We start from the raw sequence: 13,551 nt of genomic DNA, 5'->3' as shown, positions 1-13,551 counted from the left end.
GACTGCCTTCAGAGGGTGTAGGGGACACGGATTCCCGGCATGGCGACCGGAAAATCCTTGGTATTGCGGGTTATGAGGATACGACCGTGTTCTTGCGCCGACGCAAGGATGACCGAGTCGGCGAGCTTCAATCGCTGCCGCTCGCGTCGCAACGCCGCGGCACGGCGGGCGATGACGGCATCCAGCTCATCGATCTGAAAACGATCGAGGAACCGGCTCACCACGGGTAATCGGCCATCTTCGACTTTCGACAGCACCTCGATCCAGGTTACCCGACTGATGTGCCGTTGCGTCGCGCGTGCGATTTCCGCGCGCGCCCCTTCGTGACCATTCAGCGCATCGATCAGAATATTGCTGTCGAACGAAAACGCCGTCACAAACGTCCGCTCTTCATATCAAGATAAATCTGCCGCTGCCGGTCGTCCTCGGCATCGAACAGGTCGGGAAATTCGGCTTTCACGTCCTCGTAATCGTCATCCCATGGCCGTGTCCACGACGCGCGCTCGCGGCGCTGCCATTCCACCGCATCGCCGATATCGGTGCGATCCTTCCATATGCCGAAAGCATCGTCCAGCCAGCTCATGTCCTTGGACTGGGGCGTTTCGGCGCGATATTGCGTGACAGCCTCACGCACCAGTGCAGCGCGCGACTTTCCCTGCTCAGCGGCACGCTGATCGAGCCACTTCATGTCGTCTTCAGGAAGGTCGATCAACGTTCGCATGATATTGCGATATCATATGGCGATATCATGTCAATGTTGTCGTTTACGCGCCGCCATCGTCTCGCGGAAACGGATCGCCCAGCCGGGCTTGGCGACCTGCGGCGGGCGGACGAGCGCCAGAGCGCCCGCTTCGACGTCCTTGGTCAGCACCGATCCCGCCGCGACGATCGCGCCGTCGCCGACCGATACCGGCGCGACGAGCGCGGAGTTGGAGCCGATGAACGCGCCCGCGCCGATCTGCGTCCGGTATTTGAAGAAGCCGTCGTAATTGCAGGTGATCGTGCCGGCACCGATATTGGCCTTCGCGCCGACCTCGGCATCGCCGATGTAGGACAGGTGGTTGACCTTGGCACCTTCGCCCAGCACCGCCTTCTTGATCTCGACGAAATTGCCGACCTTCGATTTCGTGCCGAGCGTCGCGCCGGGGCGCAGGCGGGCGTAGGGGCCGACCTCCGCATGCGCGCCGATCGTCGCGCCTTCGATATGGCTGAAGGCATGGATGACGACGCCGTCGGCGACCGACACGCCGGGACCGAAAACGACGTTGGGCTCGATCACCACATCGCGGCCGAGCACCGTGTCGTGGCTGAACCACACGGTGTCGGGTGCGATCAGCGTCGCGCCGTCGGCCATCGCGCGGGCGCGGCGCGCCGCCTGCCAGCCCGCCTCGACCGCGGCCAGTTCGCCGCGGCTGTTGATGCCGGCGACTTCGTCCTCGCCCGTCTCGATCGCCACCGCGCGGCCGCCCCCGGCGATCGCCAGCGTCACCACGTCGGGCAAGTAATATTCGCCCGCGGCATTGTCGTTGCCGACCGCCTCGAGCAATCGCCACAGGTCGCGCGTGCGCACCGCGGTGACGCCCGAATTGCACAGGTCGACCGCGCGCTCGTCGGCGCCGGCGTCCTTGTATTCGACCATCTTGCGGATCGTGCCATCGGCGTCGGCGATGACGCGGCCGTACGCGCGCGTATCGGCGGGGCGGAAGCCGAGCACCGCTACCGTTGGCGCATCCGCCGCCTCCAGCCGCGCCGCGAGCCGTGCGACGGTGTCGGTGGCGAGCAGCGGCGTGTCGCCGAAGCATACGATCGCGATGCCATCGAAATCGGCCAGTGCCTCCTTCGCCTGCAACGCGGCATGCGCGGTGCCGAGCTGTTCGCGCTGCCAGGCGATCTCGACGCCGGTCGCCGCCACCGCCGCCTCGACCTGTTCGCCCGACGCGCCCACCACGACGACGCGGCGGCTGGCGCCCGCCCGGTTCAGGCTGTCGATCAGGTGGAGCAGCATCGGCCGGCCGGCGATCGGATGCAGCACCTTGTGCAGGTCGGATTTCATCCGCGTGCCCTTGCCCGCGGCGAGGATGATGACGGCGAGAGGAGTGGTCATGGGAACGCCGCCTGCCATGGAAGGCTTGCCATTTCCAGAGCGAGCGGTCACCGCCGCGGGTCTATGACGACGAATTCATCCGTGCCCGCGCCCTTCGACATCGTCGGGTTCGACCTCGACGGGACGCTGCTCGACACCAGCGGCGATCTGGCCGCGGCGGTCAACCATGCGCTGGGATCGGTCGGACGGCCGTTGCTGACCGTCGAACAGGTCAAGCCGATGATCGGCGGCGGCGCGCGGCACATGCTGGCGCAGGGGATGGCGGCGACCGGCGGCTGCGACGAGGCGACGCTCGACATGCTGCACCGGCGGCTGCTCGGCTATTACGAAGAGCATATCGCGGTGCTGACGCGCCCCTATCCGGGCGTGCTCGACGCGCTGGATGTGCTGGCGGCGCGGGGCGCGCGGCTGGCGGTGGTGACCAACAAGCTGGAGGGGCTGGCGAGGAAGGTGCTGGGCGCGCTCGACCTGACGGCGCGGTTCGACTGCATCATCGGCGGCGACACGATGGGGCCGGGCAACGCCAAGCCCAGCCCCAAGCCGATCTACGAGATGCTGGCGCGCTGCGGCGGCGGGACGGCGGCGTTCATCGGCGATTCGATCTTCGATATCGAGGCGGGCAAGGCGGCGGGGCTGCCGACGGTGGCGTGTTCGTTCGGCTTCCTGATGCAGCCGGTGGCGGGACTGGGGGCCGATGCGGTCATCGACGGCTATGATGAACTGATCCCGACGCTGGAACGGTTGGCGGAGCGATAAGGCCAACCGTCACCCCGGACTTGTTCCGGGGTCCACCGGGCTGCCGGCGTTGCGCTCACGCCTCTGGCCATGCGCCTCGCCGCGGGATGGACCCCGGAACACGTCGAGATTTCTGCAGAAGTCCGCACCCCCTCCAGTGCTCCCGCGCAAGCGGGAGCCCAGAGCCAAGCAAAGCAACGGCTTATAGGGCTCGGGGCTCCTGGGCTCCCGCCTGCGCGGGAGCACGGATAGGGTTTCGCAGAGGCCTCGAAGACGTCCGGGGTGACGGAGGGTGTGGGGCTACCCGCGCCGCCACTTGGTCCAAAGGTGCCGCGCGAGCATCGCGGGCGGCATGCGCAGCCAGTGCGAGCGGACGTAGAAGGCGAACCGGGTAAAGGGCCGCGTCGGGCGGCCCCAGTCGTCGCGCGCGAGCAAACGGCGACGGTAGAGGCGATCGAGCGGCCGGGGCTTCAGGTCCAGCCGGGCGGGATGCGTATAAGACTTCACCGGAGTGCCGAACATCTGGTGCGTCAGCCGCAGGGCAAGCGCGGTCGCCGCATCGAGTTGGTGGCGCGCCGCCTCTTCGATCACGGACAAGGCGAAATCGGGGTCGTCCTCCAGTCCCTCGCACAGCAGGCAGTGGATATCCCACAGGTTGCGCAGGCCCCCCGCCAAATCGCCGTCGGCGAACAGATGCGCGGCGGCGTGGACGATCATGCCCTCCGGCGACAGCACCGACAGCCCGTTGCCGAGGGCCCGCGCGTCCGCCAGCAGCGCGGCGGCGTCGGGCGTCACCCGCGCGGTGAGCGGCAGGATCGTGTGGTGGACGTCGATCATCCGGTCGCGGTCGCGGTGGATCAGCGGCGGCAGCTCGTGCATCCAGCGGCGGTAATAGGCGTCGTCATAGGGATCGGGCTTCACCCATTCCCACCCCGCGGCGAGCAGCGCCGCCTCGACCGCGTCGAGCGACGCGCGCGGCACCAAAATGTCGAGGTCGCCGATCGACCGCCCCCTGGCCGCCGACAGGCCGGCGGCGGCGAAGGCGGTGCCTTTCAGCAGCACGACCGGGCAGCCGAGCGGCGCCAGCGCGCGGCGCGCCATCTCGGCTTCCCACAACGCGGCGCGGCGCCCGTTCTCCGCCGCGGCGCGCGCATCGGCGAGCAGCACGGCGACATCCTCGGGCAGCGGCAGCCCGTCGAGCCGCCACGCCAGCGTCCCCAGCAACTGCTCGGCGCGCGCCATCGTGACGAGGCCGGTCCAGTCGGTGTCGAGCGCGAGCGACTGGGGATCGGCGAGCGCGCGGGCGAGGATCAGCGCGTCCGCCACAAAGCCTCCACCTGCGCGACCGCGGCGGCACCGTCGGGATAGTCGATCGCGTGCGCGGGCGTCTCGCGCACCAGCCGGGCGAGCGCGCCGAACCCCGCCTCGCCCATCGCGACGTAATTGGTCGATGCCTGGGTCAGGCGGACGAACGATTCGGACGCCGGCACGCCGCGCGTCTCGCTCGCGGCGCCGTAGTGCGGGTAGAGCAGCAGCGCCGGCCGCGCCGGTTCGTCCATCGCGCCGACGCTGAGCGCATCGGGCACCATGTGGCGGATGTCGCCCTTTGGCGTATCCTTAAGCAAGGGGCCGAACCGCGCGTCGGGCCGCGCAGCGAGCGCGGCGGCGATGCCGGCGTTCTTGAGGCTGATGAGCCGCGGGAAGGCGTGGACGAGGCCGGTGTCGGGATCGATCAGCGCGAATTCGTCGCCCATGAACCGCCAGCCCTTCGCCGCGAGCAGCGTCGCCAGCGTCGATTTGCCCGCGCCCGATTCGCCGGTCATCAGCACCGCCTGCCCGTCGCGCTCGACGCAGGAGGCGTGGAGCAGCAGGTAGCGCCGCCCGCCCAGCGCCAGCTGCAGGTTCATCGCCATCTCCGCGGCGAGCAGCCCCTGCGCGAGCGGCAGCGGTGCCGCTTCGGGCAGCGTATAGTCGCCCGCGATGGCGATCGACGGGCGGATCCAGCGCCGCCACGGCCGCGTCGCCTCCAGCCGGACGGTGAAATCGGGCAGGTTGGGCGCGGGGTAGTAGCGATACAGGTCGGACAGCGCATCGATGGGCGCGCGCCAGTCGCTGCCCACCCGAAAGCCGATCGGGCCGATCCGCACGCAGAAGACGTGCCTCATGCGGCTTCGACGAGCCCCACGCCCACGAGTTCGTCGAGCCGCGCCGCCAGCGCCGCGCGCGACGCGTCCGCGATGTCGAACCGATCGGAGAGCGCGGCGAGCACGCCATCGAGGTCGAGCGGCGCGTCGACGAGCGCGGCGAGGATTTCGCGCGCGGGGCTGGCGAGCAGATGGGTAATCCCCGACGGGCGATGGAACACCGCGGCGAAGGCGTCGAGATCGGCGGTCAGCAATGCCTCCGGCGGCGGCGCGCGATAGCGCACCGGCGTCAGCCGCGCGGCATCTGCAACGAGGCGAAGCAGGTGAAGCCACCCTGTCCGCGCTGCAACCGGCGGATATAGCTGACGTAGGCGCGGTTGCTTTCGTAGGTCGTGCCCGGCAGCTGCCCGCCGGCGAGTGCGCGCTTGACCTCTTCGCCCTTGAACGGACGCGAGGCCGCCGGGAAGGCACCCTTGGTGCCGGAAGGGACGATGTTGCCCGCCGCATCGATGAAGCCGCCGCGCCCCGGCTCGGGCACCGGTATCTCGCAGTTCATCACCGATCCCGCGGTCTGCGCCAGCGCCGGGCGGATCGACACGACCGCGCCCGCGGTGACCGCACCGAGCATCAGCACGCGGCGGCGGTTCGCCACGGGCGCGGCGTCCGCCGGTATCTGGTCGTGGCCGTCGATCGGCGGTTCGTCGCTCATGGCACCCCTGCTAGCGCGATCTGCCTTTCATATTCGCTAACCACTGGCAAGCGCGCGGGCCGTGCCGATGCGGGACTCTGTTGGCTGGCACGGCGGTTTCCCGCTTCCTTCGTCACCCCGGACTTGTTCCGGGGTCCACTGTGCGGCGAGGCGAACGGCTTGAGTTCGAGCGATGCGCTAGCGGCCCGGTGGACCCCGGAACAAGTCCGGGGTGACGAGGTAGTGGTGCACGGTCAGCCCACCACCCGAACCTGGATGACAGCCTGGCCTATCAACGGAATCAGCAAGCCCCTCCCCGCCCGCCCCATCCTCGGCTAGCCATGGCCGCATGATATCCCGATTCGCCCAACGGTTCAGCGGTGCACTGGGCATCGCACTTGGCGTGGGGGTCGGCGTGTATCTGGTCGACGGGCGAGCCGATGGTGCGGCGGTCGCCTTCGTCGGCGCGGTCGCGGCGGCGCTGGCGGCGATGGGACGCGGCGATCAGGAGCAGGCGGCGGCCGGACACAGCGGACCCGACGCCAATCTGCTGCTCGGCGAGGTGCTCGACGTCATCGCCGAACCGGTGCTGCTGGTGCGCGCCGGCATCGTCACCTGCGCCAATGCCGCGGCGAAGGCGGTGCTGGGCCGTCATATCGTCGGCGAAGACGTGCGCGTCGCGATCCGCCACCCCGCCGCCGCCGACCGGCTGGGATCGGCGGCGCCGCTGCCCGGTCGGCCGGTCGAGCTGGTCGGCCTCGGCACCCCCGACCAGCGCTGGGAGATGCGCACCGGCGAGACCGGCGACGGCGCGCGCATCGTCCATCTGGTCGACCGTAGCGGCAATTACGCCGCCGAAAAGATGCGCGTCGATTTCGTCGCCAACGCCAGCCACGAACTGCGCACGCCGCTCGCCTCGATCCTCGGCTTTCTCGAGACGCTGAACGAGGAGGCGGGCGAGGACCCCGCGCTGCGTGCGCGGTTCCTGAAGGTGATGTTCGACGAGGCACAGCGGATGCAGCGGCTGGTCGAGGATCTCATCTCGCTCTCCCGGATCGAGGCGGAGAAATACCGGCTGCCCGGCGAACGGCTCGACTTCGGTGAATTGCTCGAGGACGTCGCGGCGGAGATCGCGGCGGCGCGCGGACCCCGGGCGGGGGAGGTCGGCATCACCATCGATCCCGCCCTGCCGGCCATCGTCGGCGACGAGGCGCAATTGTCGCAGCTGCTCCACAATCTCATCGGCAATGCGATGAAATACGGCCGGCCGGGGACGCCGGTGACGGTGACCCTGGGGCTCAACCGGTCGGGGCTGCTCCAGCTCGCGGTCACCGACGAGGGCGAGGGCATCGCGCCGCAGCACATCCCGCGACTGACCGAGCGTTTCTACCGCGTCGATGCCGGGCGCAGCCGCAGCGTCGGCGGCACGGGCCTCGGCCTCGCGATCGTCAAGCATATCGTCGAGCGGCATCGCGGCCGGCTCGATATCGCCAGCAAGGTCGGCGTCGGCACCACGGTCACCGTCGCGATTCCTCCCGCCGACGCGCTTGCCGGAGCTGCTGTCATCAAAGGGTAACGGAACCGTCACACAGGCGGACCGTGGCGACGCCCGAGTCGCCGTTGGGGACCCGATGCGCGCTCTTTTCCTAGGCTTCCTGTTCGGCGGGGCGCTGTGCCTCGCGGGCTGCCGGGACCAGGCGAACGGCGGCGGCGGCGGCACGCGCGACCAGATCACCGTGGTCGGATCGTCGACCGTCTATCCCTTCACCACGCTCGTCGCCGAACGCTTCGTCGCCGACAATCCCGATGCGCGCGCGCCGGTGATCGAATCGACCGGCACGGGCGCCGGCATGAAGCTGTTCTGCGCCGGCGTCGGCGCGGGCCATCCCGATATCGAGGACGCCTCGCGCCGGATGAAGCGCGGCGAATATGCCGCCTGCCAGCGCAACGGCGTCGGCGCGGTGATGGAGGTGCAGATCGGCATCGACGGCATCGCATTTGCCGAGTCGAAGAACGGGCGGGGCATGATGCTGACCCCGGCGATCCTGTACCGCGCGCTGGCGGCGCGGCCGCTGGGGCGGCCCAATACCGCGAAGGTCTGGCGCGACGTCGATCCCACGCTGCCCGCGACGCCGATCCAGGTCTATGGCCCGCCCGCGACCAGCGGGACGCGCGACGCCCTCGCCGAACTGATCCTGACCCGCGGGTGCGAGGCGGTAGACCCACACGCAAAGGCGCTGGCGACGACGGATCCCGACGCGCACAAGGCGCTATGCACGCGGGTGCGCGAGGACGGCGCCTATATCGACGCGGGCGAGAACGACAATCTGATCGTCCAGAAGCTCGCCGCCAATCCCGATGCGATCGGCGTGTTCGGCTATTCCTACCTCGAACAGAATGCGCGCAGCGTCGTCGGCGTCGCGATCGACGGGGTCAAGCCGACCTATGCGACGATCGCCGACGGCCGCTATCCGGGGTCGCGGCCGCTGTACGTCTACGTCAAGGTGGCGCACCTGCACGCGATCCCCGGGCTGGCGACGTTCCTGAAGCTCTACGCCGGGGCTTGGGGACCGGATGGGCCGCTGGTCCGCCGCGGGCTGATCGCGGCGCCGGCGGCGGTGCGCGCGAAGGCGACGGCGGTGATCGCGCGGCAGACGCCGCTCGATCCGGCGGAGTTGTCGTTGTGAGCCGAACGGTCACCCCAATTTCCCCGTCACCCCGGACTTGTTCCGGGGTCCACTCCGCGGCGGGGCATACGGCTGGAGCCTCTTGTCCGGCGCCTGCGGCCCGGTGGACCCCGGAACACGTCCGGGGTGACGGGGTATTCTTGGCGAGCGTCGCCGCATGAGCAACCTCGCCATCGTCTTCGTCGTATTCGGCCTTGCCCTTATCGGCTGGCTCGCCGCGCGGATGCGGGCGGCGACGTTCCGCAAGCCGGGCGTCGCGCGGTTCACGGCGCTGCCCGTCCATTACGGCTATTTCGTCGGCATCTGTGCGCTGGTGCCGCCGCTGATCTTCCTCGCCGTATGGAGCCTCACCGCGCCGGCGCTGGTCACCGATGCGGTGATCGCCACTCCCGCCGCCGCCGCGCTGCCGCCGCCCGGCTTCGAACGCGCGTCGATCCTGTCGGAGGCGCGCGCGCTCGCCGCCGGACGCAGCCATGGCGCGTTCCACGATCTGTCCGCGACGCTCGCCCCCGCCTACGCCGCGGCGCAGGCACGCTACGACGGGATCGCGACCGCGGTGGCGCTGCTGCTCGCCTGCGTATGCGGCGCACTCGCCTTCACGCGGGTGCGGCCCGCCTTCGCGGCGCGGACGCAGGTCGAGCGCGTCGTCATGCTGCTGCTGCTCGCCGCTTCGTTGATCGCGATCCTGACCACGGTCGGCATCGTCGCGTCGCTCCTGTACGAATCCGCGCGCTTCTTCGGAATCGTGCCGATCGGCGATTTCCTGTTCGGCACGCACTGGAGCCCGCAGGTGATCTCGCCAAGCGATCCCGGCGCGAGCCTGGGCGCGGTGCCGCTGTTCTGGGGCACGTTCTTCATCGGCGCGGTGATCGCGATGGCGGTCGCCATCCCGTTCGGGCTGATGAGCGCGATCTACCTGACGCAATATGCCCATCCCGCCACCCGCCGCTGGATGAAGCCGGTGCTGGAGATGCTCGCCGGCGTGCCGACCGTCGTCTACGGCTATTTCGCCGCGCTGACCGTCGCGCCGGCGGTGCGGCAGCTGGGCGTCGCGCTCGGCATCGCCAATGCCTCGTCGGAAAGCGCGCTGGCGGCGGGCGCGGTGATGGGGATCATGATTATCCCGTTCGTCTCGTCGATGGCCGACGATTCGATCGCCGCGGTCCCCGCATCGATGCGCGACGGCAGCCTCGCGATGGGCGCGACGCAATCGGAGACGATCCGGCGGGTGATCCTGCCCGCCGCCCTCCCCGGCGTCGTCGGCGGCATCCTGCTCGCGGTCAGCCGCGCCATCGGCGAGACGATGATCGTCGTCATGGCGGCGAGCGGCGTCGCGACGCTGACCGCCAATCCCTTCGCCAGCACCACCACGGTCACCAAGCAGATCGTCGACCTGCTGACCGGCGAGGCGGAGTTCGACAGCGCCAAGACGCTCGCCGCCTTCGCGCTGGGCCTCACCCTGTTCGTCATCACGCTGGCGCTCAACATCGTCGCGCTGACCGTCGTGAAGCGGTATCGGGAAGCGTATGACTGAGCCCCGCCAGCCCACCGACTGGACGGCCGCGGAGGTGCATCGCCGCACGCGGCGGCGCTATGCGGCGGAACGGCGGTTCCGGCTGACGGGCCTCGCCGCGGTGTGGCTGTCGGCGGGGTTCCTCGCCTTCCTGCTCGCCAGCATGCTGTGGCAGGGGACGAGCGGCTTCCGCGAGACGCGGATCGCGTTGCCGATCGACGTCGCGCAGGCGAATCTCGCGGTGACGCCGGCGCAGGTGAAGGGTCGCGGCGCCGACCTCGCGCTGGCGGGTGCCGGACTGGAAGCCGCGGTCGATCGCGCCGCGACGCGGGCCTACGGTTCGAACGGCGCCGCATTGCTGTCCGACGGCGCATGGCTCGCGGTACGCGATGCGATCAAGCGCGACCCGACGCTGCTGGACCGCCGCGCGACGCTGGCGGTGCCGGTGGCGAGCGCGATCGACGTCGCCGCCAAGCACGACGGCAACCCCGACGCCGAGGCGCAGGTCGCGCGACTGCAGGCGCGCGGAGTCCTGTCGACCGGATGGAGCCGCGGCTTCCTCACCACCGCCGATGCGACCGATCCGACGCGGGTCGGCATCTGGGGCGCGCTCAAGGGGTCGCTGCTGACGATGGCGGTGACGATCGGCCTCGCCTTCCCGATCGGCGTGCTGGCCGCGCTCTACCTCGAGGAATATGCACCGCGGAACCGCTGGACCGACCTGATCGAGGTATCGATCAACAACCTCGCCGCGGTGCCGTCGATCATCTTCGGATTGCTCGGGCTGGCGGTCTTCCTCGGCACCTTCCACCTCCCCCGATCGGCGCCGCTGGTCGGCGGGCTGACGCTCGCGCTGATGACGATGCCGGTGATCGTCATCGCCGGCAGGAACGCGATCAAGGCGGTCCCCCCGTCGGTGCGCGATGCCGCGCTCGCGGTCGGCGCGTCGCCGGTGCAGGTCGTGTTCGACCATGTCCTCCCCCTCGCGCTGCCCGGCATCCTGACCGGCACGATCATCGGCATGGCGCGTGCATTGGGCGAGACCGCGCCGCTACTGATGATCGGCATGCGCGCCTTCATCGCCGCACCGCCGTCGCGCCTCACCGATCCCGCCACGGTGCTGCCGGTGCAGATCTTCCTGTGGTCGGACGAGGTCGATCGCGGCTTCGTCGAGAAGACCTCGGCGGCGATCATCGTGCTGCTCGTCGTGCTGCTCGCGATGAACGGCCTCGCCATCTATTTCCGCAACCGATTCGAGACCCGCTGGTGACCCCCAAGATTTCCGCGCGCGACGTCAGCGTCTTCTACGGCGCCAAACAGGCGATCGACCACGTCTCGATCGACGTCGACCAGGACAATGTCCTCGCCTTCATCGGACCCTCGGGCTGCGGCAAGTCGACCTTCCTGCGCACATTGAACCGCATGAACGACACCGTCGCATCCGCGCGCGTGTCGGGCGAGATCCTGCTCGACGGCGAGGACATCTACGCCAGCGGCATGGACGTGGTGCAGCTGCGCGCGCGCGTCGGCATGGTGTTCCAGAAGCCCAATCCCTTCCCGAAATCGATCTACGAAAACGTCGCCTACGGCCCGCGCATCCACGGCCTCGCCACCGCACGCGCCGACCTCGACGCGCTGGTCGAACAGTCGCTGCGCCGCGCCGGTTTATGGGACGAGGTCAAGGATCGCCTGACCGACAGCGGCACCGCTTTGTCGGGCGGCCAGCAGCAGCGATTGTGCATCGCGCGCGCGATCGCGGTCGATCCCGAGGTCATCCTGATGGACGAACCGTGCAGCGCATTGGACCCGATCGCGACCGCCAAGATCGAGGAGCTGATCCACGAGCTGAAGGGCCGCTACGCGATCGTGATCGTCACGCACAACATGCAGCAGGCGGCGCGCGTCTCGCAGCAGACCGCCTTCTTCCACCTCGGCCAGCTGGTCGAGTTCGGGCGGACGGGCGACATCTTCACCAACCCGCGGGAGGAACGCACCCGCGATTACATCACCGGACGGTACGGATAATGGCAGACCATACGGTCAAGGCGTTCGACGCCGATATCGGGCAGCTGCGCGGCATGATCTCGCAGATGGGCGGCCTCGCCGAGGATGCGATCGGCCAGGCGATGCAGGCGCTCGCCCGCCCCGACCCCGAACTTGCCGCGCGGGTGCGCGCCGACGACAAGGCGATCGACGCGATCGAGGCGGAGGTCGAGCGGCTCGCGGTGCGGATCATCGCGCTGCGCGCGCCGATGGCGGTCGACCTGCGCGAGGTGGTCGCCGCGCTCAAGATCGCCGCCGTCGTCGAACGCATCGGCGACTATGCCAAGAACATCGCCAAGCGCGTGCCCTCCATCGACGGCGAACACCGGATCGAGCCGATCTCGCTGCTGCCGGCGATGGCGCGGATGGCGAGCGACATGGTCCGCCACGCGCTCGACGCCTTCGCCGCGCGCGATGCGGAGGCGGCGGTGCGCGTGGTCGAAAGCGACGCTGCGCTCGACGATTTCTACGACAGCATCTTCCGCACGCTGGTGACCTATATGGTCGAGAACCCGCGCACGATCAGCCAGGTCGCGCACCTGCTGTTCGTCGCCAAGAACCTCGAGCGGATCGGCGACCACGCCACCAACGTCGCCGAGATGGTCTATTTCGCCGCGACCGGAACCCAGATGGCCGACCGCGATCGCGGCGGCCCGGACAAGGAAACACGCTGATGGCCCGCGCATCGATGCTGCTGGTCGAGGACGATGCCGCCCTCGCCGAACTGCTGATCTATCATTTCAAGCGCGAGGATTTCGAGGTCGCGCACACCCCCGATGGCGAGGAGGCGCTGCTGCTCGCCAAGGAAAAGGCGCCCGACATCGTCCTGCTCGACTGGATGGTAGAGGGACTTTCGGGGATCGAGGTCTGCCGCCGCCTGCGCCGGATGACCGAGACGCAGAACGTGCCGATCATCATGCTCACCGCGCGCGGCGAGGAGGAGGATCGCATCCGCGGGCTGGAAACGGGCGCCGACGATTACGTCACCAAGCCCTTCTCGCCGCGCGAACTCGTCGCCCGCGTCAGCGCCGTCCTGCGCCGCGTCCGGCCTGCATTGGCCGGCGAGGCGCTGACCTATGACGACATCGAGATGGACACGGTGGGGCACAAGGTCCGCCGCTCGGGCGAGGTCGTGCCGCTGGGACCGACCGAATTCCGCCTGCTCAAGCATTTCCTAGAGCATCCCGGCTGGGTGTTCAGCCGCGAACGCCTGCTCGACGCGGTCTGGGGCCACGACAGCGACATCGAGAGCCGCACCGTCGACGTCCACATCCGCCGTTTGCGGAAGGCGATCAACATCGGCGACCGCCCCGACCTGATCCGCACGGTGCGCTCGGCGGGCTATTCGCTCGATTCCGGGGCATAAGGGGTTTTCGCGCGAAGCCGCGAAGCCGCGAAGAAACAAAGGGTTTTTGCGCGCGGAGGCGCGGAGGACGCAGAGGTGTTGTGCTTGCCGGATCGGCGGTGCTTCCTGTCGCGCCCGGGTTCCGCTCCGCGGATCGCCCCCACCCACACCGTTCGCCCTCGTCTTAGTGGAATGACGTAGAGTTGGTTTGCCGCGTAGGATGCGGAGCCGGGGTGGGGGTGGCCACCCCCACCCCGGCGGCCGGCTGTCGGATCGGGTTCGTCCGGTTCCC

General features: G+C 69.4%; 15 protein-coding genes. 8 read left to right on the top strand and 7 right to left on the bottom strand.

Translation table 11 applies throughout. The features are described from left to right. Positions 1-8: 8 nt before the first annotated feature. From M9979_RS10945 to glmU, 3 genes are read right to left on the bottom strand one after another with little or no spacing between them, the layout of a single operon-like run. Positions 9-377 (bottom strand): PIN domain-containing protein, encoded by a 369-nt coding sequence (locus M9979_RS10945; RefSeq protein ID WP_254289401.1) that lies wholly within the window; start codon positions 375-377, stop codon positions 9-11. Next, the gene (locus M9979_RS10940; protein WP_277998520.1) at positions 374-721 is read right to left on the bottom strand and encodes a ribbon-helix-helix domain-containing protein; all 348 of its coding nucleotides are present in this window, start codon (positions 719-721) and stop codon (positions 374-376) included. The genes M9979_RS10945 and M9979_RS10940 overlap by 4 nt, the downstream gene beginning before the upstream one ends. Positions 722-751: 30 nt before the next feature. After that, entirely contained in the window at positions 752-2,104 is a 1,353-nt protein-coding gene (glmU, locus tag M9979_RS10935; RefSeq protein ID WP_254289400.1) for a bifunctional UDP-N-acetylglucosamine diphosphorylase/glucosamine-1-phosphate N-acetyltransferase GlmU, read from the bottom strand. Positions 2,105-2,167: 63 nt separating this feature from the next. Here glmU and M9979_RS10930 point away from each other — a divergent pair, with 63 nt between their 5' ends. Continuing rightward, positions 2,168-2,860 carry an HAD-IA family hydrolase gene (locus M9979_RS10930; RefSeq protein WP_254289399.1) on the top strand — a complete coding sequence of 231 codons (693 nt, stop codon included), beginning with the start codon at positions 2,168-2,170 and terminating at the stop codon, positions 2,858-2,860. Positions 2,861-3,139: 279 nt separating this feature from the next. On the opposite strand, the gene M9979_RS10925 is transcribed toward M9979_RS10930, so the two are convergent. The 4 genes from M9979_RS10925 to M9979_RS10910 are packed head-to-tail and all read right to left on the bottom strand — an operon-like array spanning position 3,140 to position 5,692. Next, positions 3,140-4,165, bottom strand: coding sequence for a nucleotidyltransferase domain-containing protein (locus tag M9979_RS10925; RefSeq protein WP_254289398.1), 1,026 nt, complete (start codon positions 4,163-4,165; stop codon positions 3,140-3,142). Beyond that, on the bottom strand, positions 4,150-5,004 hold the full coding sequence (locus tag M9979_RS10920) for an HprK-related kinase A (RefSeq protein ID WP_254289397.1): 855 nt from the start codon (positions 5,002-5,004) through the stop codon (positions 4,150-4,152). The genes M9979_RS10925 and M9979_RS10920 overlap by 16 nt, the downstream gene beginning before the upstream one ends. Beyond that, complete coding sequence (locus M9979_RS10915; RefSeq protein ID WP_254289396.1) at positions 5,001-5,267, bottom strand: HPr-rel-A system PqqD family peptide chaperone; 267 nt, start codon at positions 5,265-5,267, stop codon at positions 5,001-5,003. Before M9979_RS10915 ends, M9979_RS10920 begins: the two co-directional genes overlap by 4 nt. Before the next feature lie 5 nt (positions 5,268-5,272). Next, positions 5,273-5,692, bottom strand: a complete 420-nt coding sequence (locus tag M9979_RS10910; protein WP_254289395.1) for a hypothetical protein — start codon at positions 5,690-5,692, stop codon at positions 5,273-5,275. Between the two features lie 328 nt (positions 5,693-6,020). On the opposite strand from M9979_RS10910, the gene M9979_RS10905 reads away from it, so the two are divergent. The 7 genes from M9979_RS10905 to phoB all read left to right on the top strand — a co-directional run bounded on the left by M9979_RS10905 (position 6,021) and on the right by phoB (position 13,280). Further along, entirely contained in the window at positions 6,021-7,247 is a 1,227-nt protein-coding gene (locus M9979_RS10905) for an ATP-binding protein (RefSeq protein WP_254289394.1), read from the top strand. A 55-nt stretch (positions 7,248-7,302) separates the two neighbouring features. Then, positions 7,303-8,358 carry a substrate-binding domain-containing protein gene (locus M9979_RS10900; protein WP_254289393.1) on the top strand — a complete coding sequence of 352 codons (1,056 nt, stop codon included), beginning with the start codon at positions 7,303-7,305 and terminating at the stop codon, positions 8,356-8,358. Positions 8,359-8,515: 157 nt separating this feature from the next. After that, the gene (gene pstC, locus M9979_RS10895; RefSeq protein ID WP_254289392.1) at positions 8,516-9,892 is read left to right on the top strand and encodes a phosphate ABC transporter permease subunit PstC; all 1,377 of its coding nucleotides are present in this window, start codon (positions 8,516-8,518) and stop codon (positions 9,890-9,892) included. After that, the gene (pstA, locus tag M9979_RS10890; RefSeq protein ID WP_254289391.1) at positions 9,885-11,141 is read left to right on the top strand and encodes a phosphate ABC transporter permease PstA; all 1,257 of its coding nucleotides are present in this window, start codon (positions 9,885-9,887) and stop codon (positions 11,139-11,141) included. Before pstC ends, pstA begins: the two co-directional genes overlap by 8 nt. Continuing rightward, on the top strand, positions 11,135-11,896 hold the full coding sequence (pstB, locus tag M9979_RS10885) for a phosphate ABC transporter ATP-binding protein PstB (protein WP_479725611.1): 762 nt from the start codon (positions 11,135-11,137) through the stop codon (positions 11,894-11,896). Before pstA ends, pstB begins: the two co-directional genes overlap by 7 nt. Beyond that, a complete protein-coding gene (gene phoU / locus M9979_RS10880) occupies positions 11,896-12,588 on the top strand; it encodes a phosphate signaling complex protein PhoU (RefSeq protein WP_254289389.1) in 693 nt (230 codons plus the stop codon). The genes pstB and phoU overlap by 1 nt, the downstream gene beginning before the upstream one ends. Next, a complete protein-coding gene (phoB, locus tag M9979_RS10875) occupies positions 12,588-13,280 on the top strand; it encodes a phosphate regulon transcriptional regulator PhoB (RefSeq protein WP_254289388.1) in 693 nt (230 codons plus the stop codon). Before phoU ends, phoB begins: the two co-directional genes overlap by 1 nt. Positions 13,281-13,551: the final 271 nt, after the last annotated feature.

This window comes from Sphingomonas liriopis (assembly GCF_024211255.1).
In the GTDB taxonomy this organism is placed as follows: Bacteria; Pseudomonadota; Alphaproteobacteria; order Sphingomonadales; family Sphingomonadaceae; genus Sphingomonas; species Sphingomonas liriopis.
The sequence above is the reverse complement of the archived record's forward strand: the minus strand, read 5'-3'. Positions and strand labels throughout refer to the sequence as shown.

Bases quoted from the DNA above. Each gene is read 5' to 3' on its own strand.
- pstA (WP_254289391.1), top strand. From the start codon at position 9,885: ATGACTGAGCCCCGCCAGCCCACCGACTGGACGGCCGCGGAGGTGCAT.
- M9979_RS10920 (WP_254289397.1), bottom strand. From the start codon at position 5,004: ATGAGGCACGTCTTCTGCGTGCGGATCGGCCCGATCGGCTTTCGGGTG.
- phoU (WP_254289389.1), top strand. From the start codon at position 11,896: ATGGCAGACCATACGGTCAAGGCGTTCGACGCCGATATCGGGCAGCTG.
- M9979_RS10940 (WP_277998520.1), bottom strand. From the start codon at position 721: ATGCGAACGTTGATCGACCTTCCTGAAGACGACATGAAGTGGCTCGAT.
- pstC (WP_254289392.1), top strand. From the start codon at position 8,516: ATGAGCAACCTCGCCATCGTCTTCGTCGTATTCGGCCTTGCCCTTATC.
- glmU (WP_254289400.1), bottom strand. From the start codon at position 2,104: ATGACCACTCCTCTCGCCGTCATCATCCTCGCCGCGGGCAAGGGCACG.
- M9979_RS10930 (WP_254289399.1), top strand. From the start codon at position 2,168: ATGACGACGAATTCATCCGTGCCCGCGCCCTTCGACATCGTCGGGTTC.
- phoB (WP_254289388.1), top strand. From the start codon at position 12,588: ATGGCCCGCGCATCGATGCTGCTGGTCGAGGACGATGCCGCCCTCGCC.
- M9979_RS10900 (WP_254289393.1), top strand. From the start codon at position 7,303: ATGCGCGCTCTTTTCCTAGGCTTCCTGTTCGGCGGGGCGCTGTGCCTC.
- M9979_RS10910 (WP_254289395.1), bottom strand. From the start codon at position 5,692: ATGAGCGACGAACCGCCGATCGACGGCCACGACCAGATACCGGCGGAC.
- M9979_RS10905 (WP_254289394.1), top strand. From the start codon at position 6,021: ATGATATCCCGATTCGCCCAACGGTTCAGCGGTGCACTGGGCATCGCA.